At 45.7% G+C, this 19,603-nt stretch carries 16 protein-coding genes; 1 reads left to right on the plus strand and 15 read right to left on the minus strand.

Features of this window, described 5'->3' with window-relative positions; genetic code table 11:
- Positions 1–6: 6 nt before the first annotated feature.
- The 8 genes from ispF to rlmD all read right to left on the minus strand — a co-directional run bounded on the left by ispF (position 7) and on the right by rlmD (position 9,999).
- Complete coding sequence (gene ispF / locus F0251_RS17070; RefSeq protein ID WP_004739053.1) at positions 7–486, minus strand: 2-C-methyl-D-erythritol 2,4-cyclodiphosphate synthase; 480 nt, start codon at positions 484–486, stop codon at positions 7–9.
- Positions 487–488: 2 nt separating this feature from the next.
- A complete protein-coding gene (gene ispD, locus F0251_RS17075) occupies positions 489–1,190 on the minus strand; it encodes a 2-C-methyl-D-erythritol 4-phosphate cytidylyltransferase (protein ID WP_171731449.1) in 702 nt (233 codons plus the stop codon).
- Positions 1,190–1,471: a cell division protein FtsB gene (gene ftsB, locus F0251_RS17080; RefSeq protein WP_008221147.1), complete on the minus strand. Its 282-nt coding sequence runs from the start codon at positions 1,469–1,471 to the stop codon at positions 1,190–1,192. Before ftsB ends, ispD begins: the two co-directional genes overlap by 1 nt.
- A gap of 654 nt (positions 1,472–2,125) precedes the next feature.
- Positions 2,126–3,424 carry a phosphopyruvate hydratase gene (gene eno / locus F0251_RS17085; protein ID WP_061032445.1) on the minus strand — a complete coding sequence of 433 codons (1,299 nt, stop codon included), beginning with the start codon at positions 3,422–3,424 and terminating at the stop codon, positions 2,126–2,128.
- A gap of 80 nt (positions 3,425–3,504) precedes the next feature.
- A complete protein-coding gene (locus F0251_RS17090; protein ID WP_063524391.1) occupies positions 3,505–5,145 on the minus strand; it encodes a CTP synthase in 1,641 nt (546 codons plus the stop codon).
- Positions 5,146–5,295: 150 nt separating this feature from the next.
- Positions 5,296–6,093, minus strand: a complete 798-nt coding sequence (gene mazG, locus F0251_RS17095) for a nucleoside triphosphate pyrophosphohydrolase (RefSeq protein ID WP_171731466.1) — start codon at positions 6,091–6,093, stop codon at positions 5,296–5,298.
- Positions 6,094–6,321: 228 nt separating this feature from the next.
- Positions 6,322–8,544 carry a GTP diphosphokinase gene (gene relA, locus F0251_RS17100; protein WP_171731450.1) on the minus strand — a complete coding sequence of 741 codons (2,223 nt, stop codon included), beginning with the start codon at positions 8,542–8,544 and terminating at the stop codon, positions 6,322–6,324.
- A 135-nt stretch (positions 8,545–8,679) separates the two neighbouring features.
- Positions 8,680–9,999, minus strand: coding sequence for a 23S rRNA (uracil(1939)-C(5))-methyltransferase RlmD (rlmD, locus tag F0251_RS17105; protein WP_171731451.1), 1,320 nt, complete (start codon positions 9,997–9,999; stop codon positions 8,680–8,682).
- 165 nt (positions 10,000–10,164) lie between these two features.
- Here rlmD and barA point away from each other — a divergent pair, with 165 nt between their 5' ends.
- A complete protein-coding gene (gene barA, locus F0251_RS17110; RefSeq protein WP_171731452.1) occupies positions 10,165–12,978 on the plus strand; it encodes a two-component sensor histidine kinase BarA in 2,814 nt (937 codons plus the stop codon).
- A gap of 109 nt (positions 12,979–13,087) precedes the next feature.
- On the opposite strand, the gene acpS is transcribed toward barA, so the two are convergent.
- From acpS to lepA, 7 genes are all read right to left on the minus strand, one after another.
- Positions 13,088–13,468, minus strand: a complete 381-nt coding sequence (gene acpS, locus F0251_RS17115; protein ID WP_171731453.1) for a holo-ACP synthase — start codon at positions 13,466–13,468, stop codon at positions 13,088–13,090.
- Positions 13,469–13,525: 57 nt separating this feature from the next.
- Positions 13,526–14,263, minus strand: a complete 738-nt coding sequence (gene pdxJ, locus F0251_RS17120; protein ID WP_008224482.1) for a pyridoxine 5'-phosphate synthase — start codon at positions 14,261–14,263, stop codon at positions 13,526–13,528.
- Positions 14,260–14,988: a DNA repair protein RecO gene (gene recO / locus F0251_RS17125; RefSeq protein WP_032498827.1), complete on the minus strand. Its 729-nt coding sequence runs from the start codon at positions 14,986–14,988 to the stop codon at positions 14,260–14,262. Before recO ends, pdxJ begins: the two co-directional genes overlap by 4 nt.
- Before the next feature lie 105 nt (positions 14,989–15,093).
- Positions 15,094–16,065: a GTPase Era gene (gene era / locus F0251_RS17130; protein ID WP_008224485.1), complete on the minus strand. Its 972-nt coding sequence runs from the start codon at positions 16,063–16,065 to the stop codon at positions 15,094–15,096.
- Positions 16,058–16,735: a ribonuclease III gene (gene rnc, locus F0251_RS17135; RefSeq protein ID WP_004739034.1), complete on the minus strand. Its 678-nt coding sequence runs from the start codon at positions 16,733–16,735 to the stop codon at positions 16,058–16,060. The genes era and rnc overlap by 8 nt, the downstream gene beginning before the upstream one ends.
- 26 nt (positions 16,736–16,761) lie before the next feature.
- A complete protein-coding gene (lepB, locus tag F0251_RS17140; RefSeq protein WP_171731454.1) occupies positions 16,762–17,658 on the minus strand; it encodes a signal peptidase I in 897 nt (298 codons plus the stop codon).
- Positions 17,659–17,755: 97 nt separating this feature from the next.
- Entirely contained in the window at positions 17,756–19,549 is a 1,794-nt protein-coding gene (gene lepA, locus F0251_RS17145) for a translation elongation factor 4 (protein WP_008223960.1), read from the minus strand.
- Positions 19,550–19,603: the final 54 nt, after the last annotated feature.

A 19,603-nucleotide genomic window follows, 5' to 3' on the forward strand; every position in this document is an offset into this window, starting at 1 on the left:
TGGTGCTTACGCACTTTTGGTAATTAGGACCACCGCTTCACATGCGATGCCCTCTTTGCGACCCGTAAAGCCTAAACGCTCTGTTGTCGTTGCTTTTACGTTCACATTACTGATGCTGGTTTCTAAATCTTGTGCAATAGCTTGGCACATAGAGTCTATATGAGGTGCCATTTTTGGCGCTTGCGCCATGATAGTAATATCGGCATTACCAATCACGTAGCCCTGTTCTTTTACTCGACGGTACACATCTTTCAATAGCTCACGGCTGTCTGCGCCTTTCCATTCATCGTCAGTGTCTGGGAAATGACGACCAATATCGCCCGCGGCGATCGCACCTAACAGAGCGTCACACAACGCGTGAAGGGCAACGTCACCATCTGAATGTGCGATAAGACCTTGTTCGTAAGGGATGCTCACGCCACCAATAATTACCGGACCTTCACCACCAAACTTATGTACATCAAAGCCATGGCCAATACGAATCATCATTATTCCTTATTCTGACTTAAATAGAACTCAGCAAGCGCTAAGTCTTCTGGCTGAGTAATCTTAAAATTATCTGAACGCCCGGCGACTAAAGCGGGCGAGAAGCCTTTCCATTCAAAAGCAGAGGCTTCGTCGGTAATCGAAACGCCTTGTTTAAGCGCTTCGCTCAATACATTCCACAGAGGTTCCGCTCTGAACATCTGTGGTGTAAGTGCATGCCATAAATCGGCTCGTTCAACAGTATGCTCGATTTGCCCTTGAGCGCCTCGCTTCATCGTGTCTCGAACTGGAGCGGCTAATATCGCCCCGACATCATGGCTCATCGCTGTAGACATCAACTTGTCGATGTCACTTAGCTGAACACAAGGTCTTGCGGCGTCATGCACCATCACCCAATCACCGAGCTGTTGCTTCTCGATATAATCTAAAGCAGAAAGAACTGAATCCGCTCTTTCACTTCCACCAGCGACTCGAATCACTTGTGGATTCTGAGTAAGGGGTAGCTCTGGGTAGTATGGGTCATCATCACTGATTGCGACGACAATTTGAGAGACTTGAGGGTGAGCCAATAGCTTCTCAACAGTATGCTCTAAAATCGTTTTGCCATTGATCTTAAGGTATTGCTTCGGACGGTCAGCCTTCATTCGGCTACCCACGCCCGCAGCAGGGACAACGGCAATCACGCTTTGAGGTTGAGTCAACATTAATGGGATTCCTCACCAATGATGCGATAAAACGTTTCGCCTTCTTTAACCATTCCAAGCTCATGACGCGCGCGTTCTTCAATCGCGTCTAAGCCTTGGCGTAGATCGTCGATTTCTGCAAACATCTCATCATTTCGAATTTTTAATTTTTCATTTACTTGCTGCTGAACTTGGATTTCGTTGTTCACACCGTAGTAATCAGAGATACCATTTTTACCGAGCCACAGTGTGTGTTGTAGCCAGCCAAACACTATGAGCAGTACTAAAGCAAAAATTCGCATAACACCTTTCGCCGGTTGAAAAAGAAGGAACTAGAATAAGGCACATATATACCATAATGAGCTTATTGGTGCGAGATATGTGGTGTCAGGGAATCAATAAGTCGGGGAATTATTGTCGTTAGGAACCTGTGATGAGACTCCCTACTCCCTCCTTCGTCGGTCTCTGGAATGACGGATAGTACGAAAAGCCGAAGACAAAAGACGTTTACCTTCCCAGTGCTATATGCTCTCGTCCCCCTCAAGAAAGAGAGCTAAGTGGTGCAAGCCACTGCAACGAAAGAACCAAAGACAGAACGACTTTCCTAAGACACATGCCCCGTCATTCCCAAGAGTGAGGGACGACTGAGTTGGGAATCTATTGATGCAAATGCAAAATAAGAAACTCCCTGCTCCTTCCTTCGTCAGTCTAGGGAGTGACGAATTTTAGGCAAAAAAAAACGCCCTACCGAAGTAGAGCGTTTCAAAAGCTTTAAGCTAACAATTCGCTAGGAATTATTGACCTTTAACTTCTTAAAGGCCGCTTTCGTTGTAAAAGGGGGAGCTTTAGAACTTGGAGCTTCTCCCCGCCACTTTCTACAGACAAAAAAATGCCCCGCATTAGCGAGGCATTCAAAGCTTAGATTAACAATTCCTTTGGTTTAAAAACCAGAGAGATTATTGACCTTTAACTTCTTTAAGACCGTTGAAAGGCGCTTTAGAACCTAGAGCTTCTTCGATACGGATTAGTTGGTTGTACTTAGCAACACGGTCAGAACGGCTCATAGAACCAGTCTTGATTTGACCTGCAGCAGTACCTACCGCTAGGTCAGCGATAGTTGCGTCTTCAGTTTCGCCAGAACGGTGAGAGATTACAGCTGTGTAACCTGCGTCTTTAGCCATCTTGATTGCAGCTAGAGTCTCAGTTAGAGAACCGATTTGGTTGAACTTGATAAGGATAGAGTTAGCTACGCCTTTCTCGATACCTTCAGCAAGGATCTTAGTGTTAGTAACGAATAGATCGTCACCTACTAGTTGAAGCTTGTCACCTAGTAGTTCAGTTTGGTGCTTGAAGCCAGCCCAATCAGACTCGTCTAGACCGTCTTCGATAGAAACGATTGGGAATTGGTTAGCTAGCTCAGCTAGGTAGTGGTTGAACTCTTCAGAAGAGAAAGTCTTACCTTCGCCTTTCATGTTGTAGATGCCAGCTTCTTTGTCGAAGAACTCAGATGCAGCACAGTCCATAGCTAGAGTAACGTCTTTACCTAGTTCGTAACCAGCAGCTGCAACAGCTTCTGCGATAACTTCTAGAGCTTCAGCGTTAGACTTAAGGTTAGGAGCGAAACCACCTTCGTCACCAACTGCAGTGCTGTAGCCTTTAGACTTAAGAACTTTAGCTAGGTTGTGGAATACTTCAGCACCGATACGTAGACCTTCTTTAAGAGTCTTAGCACCAACTGGTTGGATCATGAACTCTTGGATGTCAACGTTGTTATCAGCGTGCTCACCACCGTTGATGATGTTCATCATTGGTAGAGGCATAGAGAACTGACCAGCAGTACCGTTTAGCTCAGCGATGTGCTCGTATAGAGGCATGCCTTTAGCTGCAGCAGCAGCTTTAGCGTTCGCTAGAGAAACAGCTAGGATAGCGTTCGCGCCGAACTGAGATTTGTTCTCAGTACCGTCAAGGTCGATCATAACTTGGTCAACGTCAGCTTGAGCTTTAGCGTCTTTACCAACTAGAGCTTCTGCGATTGGGCCGTTTACAGCTTCAATTGCTTTAAGAACACCTTTACCTAGGAAACGTGATTTGTCGCCGTCACGTAGCTCAAGAGCTTCGCGAGAACCAGTAGATGCGCCAGATGGAGCAGCAGCCATACCTACGAAACCGCCTTCTAGGTGTACTTCAGCTTCTACAGTTGGGTTACCACGTGAATCGATGATTTCACGACCTAGAACTTTAACGATCTTAGACATTGAATGTTTCCTTCTCGTTGAATATATAAATGTCAAATTTAAAGGTAGCAGCACAACTTACGCTGCTACCTGTATTCCTTTTACTTCTCTAACTCGCCGCGCTGGAACTCACCAGCCGCTTTAACGAAACCTGCAAACAATGGGTGACCATCGCGAGGTGTTGAAGTGAACTCTGGGTGGAATTGAGCTGCAACGAACCATGGGTGGTTCGGGTTCTCAATAACTTCAACCAGTTTCTTGTCCGCAGATAGACCCGATACTTTTAGGCCCGCTTTTTCGATTTGTGGACGAAGATTGTTGTTCACTTCGTAACGGTGACGGTGACGTTCATGGATCGTCGCGCTACCGTATAGTTCGTAAGCTTTCGTACCTTTCGCTAGGTGACAAAGCTGTGAACCTAGACGCATTGTGCCGCCTAGATCAGATGTCTCTGTACGCTCTTCAACTTTACCTTCGCCGTCTACCCACTCAGTGATTAGGCCAACAACAGGGTATTTAGTTTCAGAACAGAACTCAGAAGAGTGTGCACCTTCCATTTTCGCAACATTACGAGCGTACTCGATAAGTGCTACTTGCATGCCTAGACAGATACCTAGGTATGGTACTTTGTTTTCACGTGCGTATTGAGCAGCAAGAATCTTACCTTCAACACCACGGTCACCGAAGCCACCTGGCACTAGAATTGCGTCTAGGCCTTCTAAAATTTCTACGCCACGAGACTCAACGTCTTGTGAGTCTACGTATTTAATATTAACGCTTAGGCGGTTTTTCAAGCCTGCGTGTTTTAGCGCTTCATTTACTGATTTGTATGCGTCTGGTAGTTCAATGTACTTACCAACCATACCAATCGTCACTTCACCCGTTGGGTTAGCTTCTTCGTAAATTACTTGTTCCCATTCAGACAGATCTGCTTCTGGAGCTGTAATGCCGAAACGCTTACATACAAGATCATCAGTGCCTTGAGCTTTAATAAGCTGAGGGATCTTGTAGATAGAGTCAACATCGCGCATTGAAATAACTGCATTTTCTTGCACATTACAGAACAGAGCAATTTTCTTACGCTCATTCGAAGGAATGTTGCGGTCAGAACGACAAACTAGGATGTCAGGCTGAATACCAATAGACAGTAGCTCTTTTACAGAGTGCTGAGTCGGCTTAGTTTTCACTTCGCCCGCAGCTGCTAGGTAAGGTACTAGCGTTAGGTGCATGAACATTGCGCGTTCACGGCCTAGTTCTACTGCTAGCTGACGAATCGCTTCCATGAATGGTAGAGATTCGATATCGCCAACCGTACCACCAACTTCAACGATCGCGATATCGTGGCCTTCAGCGCCAGAAATAACACGCTCTTTGATAGAGTTAGTGATGTGTGGGATAACCTGAATAGTTGCACCTAGGTAATCACCGCGACGCTCTTTTGCTAGTACGTCTGAGTAAACACGACCTGCAGTGAAGTTGTTACGCTTAGTCATCTTGGTGCGAATGAATCGCTCGTAGTGACCAAGGTCAAGGTCTGTTTCAGCGCCATCTTCCGTAACGAACACTTCACCGTGCTGAGTCGGGCTCATAGTGCCTGGATCAACGTTGATGTAAGGGTCAAGCTTCATCATAGTCACTTTAAGACCACGAGCTTCTAAAATAGCCGCAAGAGATGCTGCAGCAATACCTTTACCTAGAGAGGATACAACCCCGCCAGTAACAAAAATGTAATTTGTCGTCATGTTTAACCTGAAATTGGTTGAATGAGGGAAATGGACTACTTCTGGACGGGATGAAAATATACCAGAAGCCCCTTATCGCCACAACGTGAAATCTATCACACTGCTATTTTTTATTTTTTGCTTCAAATCAATTCATGATAAAAGCTTTGGTTATCTTTTCTCCGCTACTTTTACCTCATCCCACATGGAATCAAGCTGTTGTAGTGAAAAATCGGTCAGACTTTTATCTTGTTGACGCACTTTTTCTTCCACCCCTTTAAAGCGACGTGAAAACTTCAAGTTGGCCTTATTGAGCGCCGATTCAGGGTTTTTACCTAAATGTCGCACCAAATTCACCGTTGCAAACAGCAAATCCCCCAACTCTTCTTCAACCAAATCTTCGTTTGGTGTCACTTGAAGCACCTCTTCTAGCACCTCGTCCACTTCCTCTATTACCTTGTTGGCAACTGGGCCAATTGAGTCCCAATCGAAGCCATATTTCGCTACCTGCTTTTGAATCTTTGTAGCACGAGAAAGCGCAGGTAGAGAGTTTGGTATTGAGTCTAGAATACTTTCTTGAGTTTTGCCTGCTTGTGCCTTTTCTTTGGCTTTTTCCGCTTCCCAATTCGCATTGATTTCTTCGTCGCTAGCAAACTCGGCATCCGAGAACACATGAGGGTGACGGCGTGTTAACTTCTCATTGATGCCATCAACCACATCAGAAAACTCAAACAGCCCCTGCTCTTTCGCCAACTGACTGTAAAAAATCACCTGAAACAGTAGATCGCCAAGCTCTTCTTGCAGATTCGACCAGTCTTTGTTGTGAATCGCATCCACCACCTCATAAGTCTCTTCGATAGTATGAGGGACAATTGTTTCAAAATTTTGTTTTAAATCCCAAGGACAGCCACCTTCTGGATCGCGCAGCTTAGTCATGATCTGTTCAAGTTGTTCAATCGGGTGATTCATCATTTTCTTCCTATTACTGTCTTTGATTTTTAAATTTATAACGTCTTCTAAAACTAAAAAAGGTGAGCAGCCAAAACCACTCACCTTTATTGATACTGTCTAACTCTCTAAATAATTGAAGCTGTGGCTAGGCGACAAGCAAGCGAGACTCCTGAGCATAGCTTGCCTATGTGATTGAGCGAGTGCGCGCAGGCAACAACGCCATCAGCTTCAAGTATGACGAGAATTTTAGCCGAGGCGTTTGACGCTCATAACATCTTTGATCTGCTCTACTCGACTGGTCACTCGACTCAGAATCTCAATATTGGTCACTTCTAAATCGAAATCCATTACCGATAGTTGACGTTTGTAGTCGATACGGCTCTTCATTGTCGTCACGCTGATCTTCTCGTTAGAGAACAGTGAGGTGATGTCTTTCAACAAGCCATTACGCTCTAGTGCTTCAACACGCAGCGTTAGGATGTAAGAACCGACAAAGCCATTGCCCCAAACGGTATCAATAATACGCTCTGGTGCGTGTAGGCTTAGCTCACTCAATTGCTCACAATCAGCACGGTGAACCGAGATACCACGACCTTGAGTGATGTAGCCTTTAATCACATCACCAGGAATCGGCTGACAACAGCGAGCAAGATGCGTCATGAGGTTATCAACGCCTTCTACTACCACCGCGTCTTTCTTAGGACGACTCTGCTGTGCTGGCTTGCTTTCCGACTCAAGCAGTTTCTCTAGCGCTTTCTTGTCTTCTTCTTCCGCCGTTGGCTTGTTCACTAACGCATTGATGTGATTAACCACTTGGTTAATACGCAAGTCGCCACTACCAATACCTGCATAGAGTTCGTCTGGCGTATTCACGTTAAAACGTCTTAGTGCATATTGATCAGCATCTTTTAGCGTTGCGCCTACTTTCGCTAACTCTACTTCCAGGATGTCACGGCCCGCTTCTAGGTTTTTCTCACGGCTTTGTGCGCGGAACCAAGCGTTAATCTTAGCTCGAGCACGTCCAGAGTGAACGAAGCCTGTGGTTGGGTTTAACCAGTCACGAGATGGGTTCGGCTCTTTCTGCGTGATGATCTCAACTTGGTCGCCCATCGATAGTTTATGAGTGAACGGTACGATACGTCCCGCTACTTTGGCACCGATACAGCGGTGTCCGACCATCGAGTGGATGTGGTAAGCGAAATCCAACGGGGTTGCGCCCATTGGTAAGTCGACCACGTCACCACGTGGAGTAAATGCGTATACACGGTCATCGAAGACTTGGCTACGTACTTCATCCAGCATCTCGCCAGAGTCCGACATCTCTTCTTGCCAGTCGATAAGTTTACGCAACCAAGTGATTTTCTCATCGTAGCCACTACGGCCGCTTGAAGCCCCTTCTTTGTACTTCCAGTGCGCCGCCACACCAAGCTCAGAGTCTTCGTGCATTTGCTTAGTACGGATCTGAATCTCAATAGTCTTGCCTTCAGGGCCAAGTACTACGGTATGAATCGACTGGTAACCATTTGGCTTAGGGTTCGCCACATAGTCATCAAATTCGCTCGGGAGGTGCTTGTATTTAGTGTGTACCACCCCAAGGCCAGCGTAACAGTCTTGCAGCTGATCAGCGATGATACGTACCGCTCGCACGTCAAAAAGCTCATCGAAGGCTAAGCCTTTCTTCTGCATTTTGCGCCAGATGCTGTAGATGTGTTTTGGTCGGCCGCTCACTTCAGCATTGATGTTTGAACGCTGCATTTCTGCGGTTAAATCATCAACGAAATCTGTGATGTATTGTTCACGAACGATACGACGCTCAGATAACTGTTTTGCAATCTGCTTGTAGGTATCTGGTTGTTGGTAGCGGAATGCGTAATCTTCGATTTCCCACTTAAGTTGGCCGATACCTAAACGGTTTGCCAGTGGGGCATAGATGTTAGAACACTCTTTTGCTGCCGCTCGGCGCACAGCATCAGGCGCTTTTTTCACCTCGATAAGGTTACAGATTCGCTCCGCAAGTTTGATAACTACGCAGCGGAAATCATCAACCATGGCCAATAGCATGCGTCGAACGTTATCAACTTGACCCGAGGCGGCACTGCCTTCAAGGGTTACGTTTAGCTGGCCCAAGGCCGCCATTTCTTCAACGCCGTCAATCAGCTTAACGATTTCTTTGCCGTAGCTTTCTTCGAAGGCTTCGCGCTCAAAAACGCCACTTGATACCACTGGGAAGAGTTGTGCTGCGACTAATGTTGCACGATCCATCGACAGCGTGACCAAGATTTCAATCATCTCGCGTCCACGCCATAGCAAGAGTGATGCTTGCTCGTGATCTTTTAATAGCTCTTCACAGTGACGATAAACTTTGTTCAGTTTATTCGAGGTTTTTGCGTCTTGCTTTAATGACGCAATCCAACTTTCTAGCTCAAACTGTTCGCTTGGGTTTAAATGTGCGCTTCGTACCGCAACCATCGTGCCTTCCTAGTTATTCTGTTTTATACCCAATTCAATATGACTAACTGGTTCCAAGTTAGTTCGACCATATTGATATCAGCGCAGGTGTCCCTGCGCCTTTGTCATTCATTTTTAAGCCTTATTTACGGGCCTTTAAGCCTTGATAAAGAGAGCCATCGATTCTAAATGGCTGGTGTGTGGGAACATATCCAACATACCAAGTTTGGCTAATTGGTAGCCTTGCTTTTCTAAGCTCTCTGAATCTCTAGCTAGAGTAGCAGGATTACACGAAACATAAACCACACGCTTCGCTCCTAACGCTGAAATTTGATCAACAACACCACTCGCTCCAGCACGAGCTGGGTCCAGTAAGATTTTATCAAATTTCTCTTTTGCCCAAGCTTGTGCAGATAAGTCTTCTTCAAGGTTCGCTTGGTAAAACTCGGTGTTACTCAACTGGTTCAATTGGGCATTCGATGTGGCCTGCTGAACCATCTCATCGACACCTTCAACACCAACCACAAACGCAGATTGTTGAGCGATAGGTAGACTGAAGTTACCTAAGCCACAAAACAGATCCAGCACTCGCTCATCCGCTTTAGGTTCTAACCATTCAATCGCTTGAGCCACCATCTTCTGGTTAACCTTCTGGTTCACCTGAATGAAGTGATTTGGCTCAAAAGGTAAGGTAACGCCCGTTTCGCTGTAGCTAGGCGCATCACCAACCAGGCGGACCAACTTGTCGGTCTCTGGCATTGAGTACAATATCGCGCCTTCTTCTTTCGCCAACGCAATCAATGCTTGCTCATCTTTTTCAATCAAAGGCTTAAGGTGGCGTAACACCATTACCGGGCCAGTATCACCCAATACCAATTCAACGTGTCCTAAAGACGTAAGGTTGCTGAAAGTGTTGAGTAAATTTTTCACCTTTGGCAGCAATACATTTAGGCGAGGATCAAGCACGGCGCAATCGGTGATGTTTTCTATCTGCTTACTCTGCTTCTTACGAAAACCGAACTGAAGCTTATGCGTTTTCTTATCAACAAACAGGCTGATACGCGCACGACGACGATAACCCGTTTCATCACCCACAATCGGTTGAGCCATCTCGGTCTCATCTGTCTTATATTGGTTCATCAAATGCGTAAGAGATTGTGCCTTGTGTTCTACCTGAGATTGGTAACCAAGGTGCTGAAGATGACAACCGCCACACTGATTAAAGTGTTTACAAAAAGGCTTTAAACGTTGCTCGCTTGGCTTCAGTAATTTGATGAGTTTCGCGCGTGCAAACTTACTTTTACTTTCAGTAAGCTGAATAACCACCTGCTCACCAGGCAATGCGCCGTCAATGAAAACCGGTTTGTTTTTCTGATAAGCGATGCCAGCGCCATTGTGATCCATTCGTTCAACCAAAACCGATTGATGCTTGGTCTCGAGTTGAGTTTTCTTTTTTGGTTGGAAAAAACGTGCCATTGCTTGTGCCTAATGTATCTTTTAATAAGTAATTGGTATCCAGGACTCACTATTCTGTCTTGGAATCATTGTCGAACGTCACGGCTTTGATTAAGCTTACCGTTCACTTAACCGCCATTGTGTGCGTTATTTTCCCATATCCAGACCTCGATGTAATTAAAGAACATGACCAGATATGGCTTAAGAGCCCGTGTAATTACCTTAACTCTAGCTCCAACCCTGATTATTGGGCTGCTATTGAGTGCATTTTTCTCATTTAACCGCTATCAAGACCTTGAAGGTCAGGTGGTGAACACAGGTACTAGCATCATTGAGCCACTGGCAATTGCGAGTGAATCTGGCATGCAACTCGAAAGTCGAGAGTCTGTTCGTCAGCTAATCAGCTATGCACATCGAAAGAACTCTAAGCTGGTACGTAGTATCGCGGTGTTCGATGATCGTCATGAATTGTTTGTAACCTCAAACTTTCACCCTGATTTCGAAAGCCTGACTTATCCAAAAGACAAACCGATTCCTCATTTAAGCTCTTCTGACTTACTCGATAACACACTGATTCTTCGCACCCCGATTATTGCAGAAGGCCAGTACATCAACTCGGCTAATGGTCAGTCTCAAGCCAACCAAGCGATTGGTTATATTGCTATTGAGTTAGACCTTTCTTCACTTCGTTTGCAGCAATATCAAGAAGTCTTCTCAGCCTTCTTAGTGCTGATTCTTGGGTTGGGTCTTTCTGGTGTATTCGCTTTCCGCTTGATGCACGATGTAACTCAACCGATCACGCACATGAAGAACATGGTTGACCGAATTCGTCGTGGTCACTTGGATGTCCGTATCGAAGGCAAAATGCACGGTGAGTTGGACTCGCTGAAAAACGGTATCAACGCGATGGCGGTATCGCTGTCGGAATATCACGTCGAGATGCAGCACAGTATCGACCAAGCTACTTCGGATCTGCGTGAAACTCTTGAGCAGCTAGAGATTCAAAACGTTGAGTTAGACATCGCGAAAAAACGTGCACAAGAAGCGGCACGTGTTAAGTCAGAGTTCTTGGCAAATATGTCTCACGAGCTAAGAACACCACTTAACGGTGTGATTGGCTTTACTCGCCAGATGCTTAAAACTCACCTGTCGAACAGTCAGACAGATTATCTACAGACCATTGAACGCTCTGCGAACAACCTCCTCAGTATCATCAACGATATCTTGGACTTCTCGAAACTTGAAGCCGGTAAACTGGCGCTAGAAAACATCCCATTTGAGTTCCAAGCAAGCTTAGAAGAAGTAGTGAACCTTCAAGCGACCAACGCTCATGAGAAAGGTCTAGAGCTTACCCTTAAGATCGATCCTAAAGTACCGGCAGGCGTTGTTGGCGATCCACTGCGTATCCAACAAATCCTGACCAACCTAGTCGGTAACTCAATCAAGTTTACCGAGCGTGGTAACATTGATATTAGCGTTGAATTACGTTCACAAAGCGAAGACAACATCGAACTACAGTTCATGGTTCGTGATACGGGTATTGGTATCTCTGAGCGTCAGCAAGCCCAACTATTCCAAGCCTTCAGCCAAGCAGATGCAAGTATATCTCGTCGCTATGGTGGTACAGGCCTAGGTCTGGTTATCACCCAGAAACTTGTGAGCCAAATGGGCGGTGAGATCAGCCTAACCAGTCGTCTACACCAAGGTTCCACTTTCTGGTTTACGCTAAGGCTATCAACCACGGATATGCCAATGACTGAGCTGATTGAGACGCAATGTCTGCAAGACAAGCAACTACTGCTTATCGAGCCAAACATGCAAGCCGCTTCGATTACTCAACAAATCCTAACTCAGGAAGGCTTAGTCGTTACCTACCGTTCAGTGATGCCTGACGAGTCAACTTCGTACGACTACGTACTGCTGAACCTCGCGGCCAACCAAGATTACCAGTTTGATACGGTAAGCGGCTGGGCAATTGGCGCGAAGAAGATTGCTCAGAACGTGATCATTGGTACACCGAGTACCGAGCTCGCACTTGGCGAACAATTGATGAAAGAAGTCGATGTTCAATGCATCACTAAACCTCTTTCACGTAAGAAGCTACTGCAAACTCTGGTGTCGAATCAAGCGCCAACCTTGATTGCACCAGCGATTGAAACCCATTCAGAAGAGAAACTACCACTGACTGTGATGGCTGTTGATGATAACCCAGCCAACCTGAAACTTATCACCGCGCTACTCAAAGAACGCGTGGAAACCGTTATCAGCTGTACCAGTGGTCAACAGGCTATCGACAAAGCTACTGAGACCCAGTTTGATATCATCTTCATGGATATTCAGATGCCGCAGATGGATGGTGTTACCGCTTGTCAAAACATCAAAAAGCTCGCCAACAACGCCAACACTCCAGTGATTGCTGTTACCGCACACGCTATGACAGGCGAGCGCGATAGGCTGCTAGAAGCTGGCATGGATGATTACCTGACCAAGCCAATTGAAGAGCATGTGTTACAGCAAGTATTGATTCATTGGAGCCCGACCTCTGAGGTTGAGCACATCGAAAAAATCAATCCAGACCATCCAGCAGTGTCTGCAGAGGTCGATAACAATCCAGTATCTGAAAGTAACTCTAGCGAGCACAAAAACATCATCATTGATTGGCAAGCTGCAATGAAGCAAGCCGCCAATAAAGAAGACCTCGCACGCGATATGCTGCAAATGCTGGTCGACTTTATCCCTGAGGTGTATGACGCGGCGGAGAAAGCGATCGAAGACACAGACTACCCTGTTGAACAGCTGATACACATCATCCACAAAATGCATGGCAGCAGCTCATACAGTGGGGTACCAAGGCTTAAATCAGTCTGTGCCACGATAGAGAAAGAGCTGCGCTCAGGTACTTCGATTGAAGATATCGAGCCAGAATTATTTGAGCTTCAAGACGAGCTCGATAAAGTACAAGCGACCGCTGTTCACTACTTAAAACCAACCAGTGATTAGAGCGGCTTAGCCTCAATTTCAAGGAAATAAAAAAGCAGAGCGTAATAAGCTCTGCTTTTTTGTTTGTTCTATTTACTCAGTAGTTAATGAACATCAGGATGAGTAACGATTACGACTCAAAGAGTACCGTCGCCACGGCGTAATGACGCTCATCTGAAATAGTCAGGTGAATCGATGTTGTGCCACTCGCTTGTGCAATCTCTAAAGCTTTATTGTGCAAGCTCAGCACCGGCTTACCATGCCCATCATTTGATATTTCAAAGTCATGGAAGGTGACCCCCATAGCAATACCCGTGCCCAGTGCTTTTGATGCTGCTTCTTTGGCAGCAAAACGTTTAGCGAGATAACGACCTTTTTGCTTGAGCTGCTGAAACACTTCAAACTCAGATTCCGTCAGAATACGCAGAGCAAATGCCTCACCACTTCGTGATAATGCTTTTTCAACGCGTTCAATTTCCGCGATATCTGTTCCAAGCCCTACAACAGCCATGATTACCCTTTAACTACTTATTGATGATGCTACTTATCAAACTAGATATTTAACACACTAGATATTGTTACGAGCGGTTTCCATTACGGCTTTCATGTCAGCTACGGCTTTGTTCAAGCCATCAAAGACTGCACGTCCCATGATTGAGTGACCGATGTTCAGCTCATAGATTTCTGGAAGCGCCGCAATTGGTGCTACGTTGTGGTAAGTCAGGCCGTGACCCGCATTTACCGTAATACCAAGATCGTCTGCGTAGCTTGCACCAGCCGCAATCTTTTTCAGCTCATCTTGTTGGTCTTCTTCTGTTTTCGCGTCAGCGTAGTGACCAGTATGAAGCTCAATGAACGGTGCACCACATGCTTTTGCTGCGTCGATCTGCTCGCGGTCAGCATCAATAAATAGAGATACCTTGATGCCTGCTTCTGACAGCTTTTGCGTTGCTGCTTTGATCTTATCTAGTTGACCAACCACATCCAAGCCACCTTCAGTGGTTAGCTCTTCACGCTTTTCAGGAACAAGACAAACAAATTCAGGCTTAGTATCAAGTGCAATCTGAACCATCTCATCCGTCACTGCCATTTCTAAGTTCATGCGAGTTTGGATAGTTTCAGCCAGAATACGTACATCGCGATCTACGATGTGGCGGCGGTCTTCACGCAGGTGAATAGTGATGCCGTCAGCGCCAGCGCGCTCAGCGATTTCAGCTGCGTGTACTGGATCTGGGTATTTAGTACCTCGTGCATTACGTAGTGTTGCAATATGGTCGATATTAACGCCTAAAAGGATTGAGCTCATTTTCCAATACTCCGTGCTCTAGAAAGACCTGCTCTTGGCAAAAACAGTTCTCTACTTTTTAATGGTTTGCCGCCAAGATACGGCTTTAAGGCTATGCGTGTAAAGCGTTTTGCCGCTTTTAACTGCTCTTTAGTGATAAACCTACGTTCGCTGATCGCAATAAGTTCATCGCCCATAAAAGTCAGGTTGTCTCGTCGCACCGAAGCAATGAAACCTTTCTGCTCTCGATAGCGATAAGTCATTGTTGGATCAATCGGTTCGCCGGTACCCGCACAGTGTAAAAAGTCGACGCCATAGCCCATGGCAGATAGCAGTGCCAACTCAAAGCGACGCAGTGCTGGCTCTGGATTTTCATTATGTGCCAGCTCTGTTAAAGCATGAAGATAGTCGTGAAAAAGAGCAGGCATTGGCACTTCAGCCATCAGCACTCGACCAATCAACTCATTCACATACATTGCGGAGTAGAGGTTAATGCCAGTGAGAGGCAAACCTAAACTGATAGGCTCAGCTTGGCGCAGTGTTTTCATTGAGCTGTTCCCCGACCACTTGAGTAGTAGAGGCGTAAAAGGCTGCAACGCTCCTTTTAAATTGGAACGCTTGCTACGAGCACCTTTCGACATCAACGTTACACGACCAAACTCTTCACTGAAAATATCCAGTATCAAGCTCGACTCGCTATATGGCCTACGGTGCAATACAAAGCATCGCTGTAACCCTTCGCTCAATGATTTATCCTTCTTACAGATACAAAAAGAGAGAGTTCGCACTCTCTCTTAAACTCACTATTTTGACTTTCACATCCAGTAGAGGAAAGTGAAGTTCATACTAGATTATAGATCGTCGATGTAGCCTAGTGAACGAAGTGCACGTTCATCATCAGCCCAACCAGATTTAACCTTAACCCAAGTCTCTAGGTAAACCTTACGACCGAATAGCTCTTCCATATCGATACGTGCTTCGCGACCAATCGTTTTGATCTTCTCGCCCGCTTTACCAATCACCATTTTCTTCTGACCAGTACGTTCAACAAGAATCAGTGCGTTGATGTGGAAGCCATCGTTATCTGGGTTGTAGTCGAAACGTTCGATCTCAACCGTTACCGAGTAAGGTAGTTCGTCACCCGTGAAGCGCATCAGCTTTTCACGGATAATTTCAGATGCCATAAAGCGTTGCGAGCGATCCGTCACGTACTCTTCTGGGAAGTGGTGTGTCGCTTTAGGTAAGTGTTCACGTACGTGCTTACGCAGTACATCAATGTTCTTACCTTGCTTCGCCGAGATTGGCACAACATCAATGAAGTCCATCTTCTTAGAGACTTCCATCATGTGCTGCATCACGTTAGTACGGTCTTGAACGTTATCTACTTTGTTGATGCAAAGTACAACTGGGAAGTCAGTCTTCTTCAGCTTGTTCAGAACCATCTCATCGTCTTCGGTCCAGTGAGTACCGTCGACAAGGAAGAATACTAGGTTCACATCACTCAGTGAGCTGTTTGCTGCACGGTTCATCAAGCGGTTGATGGCACGCTTTTCTTCAATATGAAGTCCAGGAGTATCCACGAAAATCGCTTGGTAATCCCCCTCAGTTTCCACGCCCATAATACGGTGACGTGTGGTCTGTGGTTTACGTGATGTAATAGAAATCTTCTGTCCCAGAATATGGTTCAGAAGCGTCGACTTACCTACGTTTGGGCGACCTACAATAGCGATGAAGCCACAGTGTTGGTTTTCCGGTAGGCTAGGTTGTTTGCTATCAGATGAAAAGAATGCATCGATATCGAATTCTTGGTTGTTATCAGACATTGCTTAGTTGCTCTAATGCTGTTTCAGCAGCCGCTTGTTCTGCCTTGCGGCGGCTAGTGCCTTTACCGATAACAGGTTTATCCACACCTGCCACTTCACACTCAACCGTAAACTCTTGGTTGTGTGCTTCACCTTTAATATTAGTCACTGTGTAGACAGGTAGAGGATTTCTTCGACCTTGTAAGAACTCTTGAAGACGAGTTTTCGGGTCTTTTTGAGATACTCCTGGCTGAATAGCTTCTAGGCGAGATTGGTACCAGCTTAAAATAATGCCGCGAACCGTCTCGGTATCACTATCCAAATAGATAGCACCGATGATCGCTTCAACAGCATCCGCTAGAATAGAATCACGACGGAAACCGCCACTCTTCAACTCACCTGGACCTAATTTTAAGTAATCTCCTAGTTCGAATTCACGACCTAGTTCTGCCAATGTATGACCACGTACTAATGTTGCGCGCATGCGGCTCATATCACCTTCGTTTACCTTAGGAAAACGGTGGTATAGATCATCAGCGATAACAAAACTTAAAATTGAATCGCCCAGAAACTCAAGACGTTCGTTATGTTTACCTGCGGCGCTGCGGTGAGTCAGCGCCAAGTGGATAAGATCGGCATCATTGAACTGATAGCCAATCTTTCTCTCTAGTTTATCAATTGGAGAATTCATGCTCTCTCGATGTGTTAATTGATCGATTAATGAATCCCACCGATGCGATTAAAACGCACACCAGTAGGAATCCATGTTGGAAGTACACTGTCTGAACCACGTTCGAATTCGAAACTGATCCAAATAGCAACAGCCTTACCAACAAGGTTTGCTTCAGGGACAAAGCCCCAGTAACGGCTATCAGCACTGTTGTCACGGTTATCACCCATCACAAAGTATTGGCCTTCTGGAACGACCCATTCGTTAACACCGTTGCGAGGTTGATATGCTTGCACACGATCACGACGCAATGGGTTAACCAAGATTTGGTGCTCTACGTCTCCAAGCTGTTCATTCAGCTGAATCAGAGGCACACCATCTTGAATAAATTGGCTCTCTTCAACGTTACTTAGTTTCACTGGTTCACAGCTACTTGTACCTTTCGCCTGGATACAGATCTCTTTACGATTGCTGTAACGAATAGTATCACCTGGCAAACCGACAACACGCTTGATGTAGTCAATGTTTGGCTGAGGCGGGTACTTAAATACGATTGAATCGCCACGTTCTGGCTTGCCTGTTTCTACCAATTGAGTGCGCCATACTGGGTCTTTTAAACCATACGCGTACTTCTCTACCAAGATGAAATCACCAACCAAAAGCGTTGGCATCATCGAGCCAGATGGGATTTGAAACGGTTCGTAGATGAACGAACGCAAGATCAAAACAAATGCAATTACCGGGAAAATGGACACACTGTTCTCAACCCACCAAGGCTGAGCCGTAACTTTTGCGCTGGTTTCAGCGTCTAGGCCATTCGTTTGTGCTTCCACATCAGCAAGCTTCTGCTGGCGCTTCTTCGCCCACACAAACTTTTCCAATGCCCATACAATGCCGGTCACTAGAGTTACGATCACTAAGATAAGCGAAAATGTATTAGCCATTGATATCCCTTAAATTTCATTTCTTTAAAAATAACGAAAGTGAAAGAATAGCGAGCTACCCTTTCACTTTCAATTATTCGTTTAACGCTGGATAAAGTTAATCTTTGCCAACGTGAAGAATTGCTAAGAATGCTTCTTGAGGCAGCTCTACGTTACCGATCTGCTTCATACGCTTCTTACCTTCTTTCTGTTTCTTCAGAAGTTTCTTCTTACGACTCACGTCACCACCGTAACATTTCGCGATTACGTTCTTACGCAGTTGTTTAACTGTAGAACGAGCGATGATGTGGTTACCGATAGCCGCTTGAATCGCGATATCAAACATTTGACGAGGGATGAACTCTTTCATCTTCTCTACAAGCTGACGACCACGAGTTTGCGATTGATCTTTGTGTGTAATCATCGCAAGTGCATCAACCGTGTCACCGTTTAGAAGTACGTCTACACGAACCATGCTTGATGCTTCAAAGCGTTGGAAGTTGTAATCCAGTGATGCGTAACCACGAGACGTTGATTTCAGACGGTCGAAGAAGTCCAGTACTACCTCAGCCATTGGAATATCGTATACAACCGCTACTTGGTTGCCGTGATAAATCATATCAACCTGAACACCACGCTTCTCAACACACAGTGTGATTACGTTACCTAGGTAGTCAGAAGGTACTAAGATATTACAGCGTGCAATTGGCTCGCGAATCTCGTTGATATCATTGATAGCTGGCAGCTTAGCTGGGCTATCAACATACAGCTGAGTACCGTCTGTTTTTTCAACTTCGTATACTACGGTTGGTGCTGTTGTGATTAGGTCTAGGTCGTATTCACGCTCTAGACGCTCTTGGATGATCTCCATGTGAAGCATACCCAAGAAGCCACAACGGAAACCGAAACCAAGTGCTGCTGAGTTCTCTGGTTCGTAGAATAGAGAAGCATCGTTCAGACTTAGTTTACCTAACGCATCACGGAAGTTTTCGTAATCATCAGATGATACTGGAAACAGACCCGCGTATACCTGTGGTTTTACTTTTTTAAAGCCTGGTAGCGCTTTTTCACAGCCGTTTTTAGCCAGTGTTAGCGTATCACCAACCGGTGCACCTAGGATGTCTTTGATACCACAAACAACCCAACCTACTTCACCAGTATTTAGTTCAGTAGTATCTACCTGTTTCGGTGTGAAGATACCTAGACGGTCTACACCCCAAACTTGGCCTGTGCTCATTACTTTGATCTTGTCGTTCTTCTTCAGAGAACCGTTCTTGATACGAACAAGAGAAACAACACCAAGGTAGTTATCGAACCAAGAATCGATGATCAGCGCTTGCAGTGGCGCTTCTGGATCGCCTTCTGGAGCAGGAATTGCTGAAACAATGTTTTCTAGAACATCGTCTACACCGATACCTGTTTTCGCAGAACAGCGCGTTGCTTCCATCGCGTCGATACCTACGATCTCTTCGATCTCTTCAGATACGCGCTCTGGATCAGCTGCTGGAAGGTCAATCTTGTTGAGGATTGGCACTACTTCCAGATCCATTTCGATCGCTGTGTAACAGTTTGCTAGAGTCTGAGCTTCTACACCTTGACCAGCATCGACAACCAATAGCGCGCCTTCACAAGCCGCAAGAGAACGTGATACTTCGTATGCGAAGTCAACGTGTCCCGGAGTATCGATGAAGTTAAGTTGGTAAGTTTCACCATCTTTTGCGGTGTAGTTTAGTGTCACACTCTGAGATTTGATGGTGATGCCACGTTCACGCTCAAGATCCATCGAATCAAGGACTTGTGCAGCCATTTCACGATCGCTTAATCCTCCACAAACTTGGATTAGACGGTCAGATAGGGTCGACTTACCATGGTCGATGTGGGCGATAATCGAAAAGTTACGAATGTGCTTCATAATTTGGTGTGACAAACTCTTTAAATTAGGACGGTAAGAAAGCCGCAAAACTAT

It is taken from the genome of Vibrio sp. 070316B (genome assembly GCF_013114115.1).
Classification (GTDB): domain Bacteria; phylum Pseudomonadota; class Gammaproteobacteria; order Enterobacterales; family Vibrionaceae; genus Vibrio; species Vibrio chagasii_B.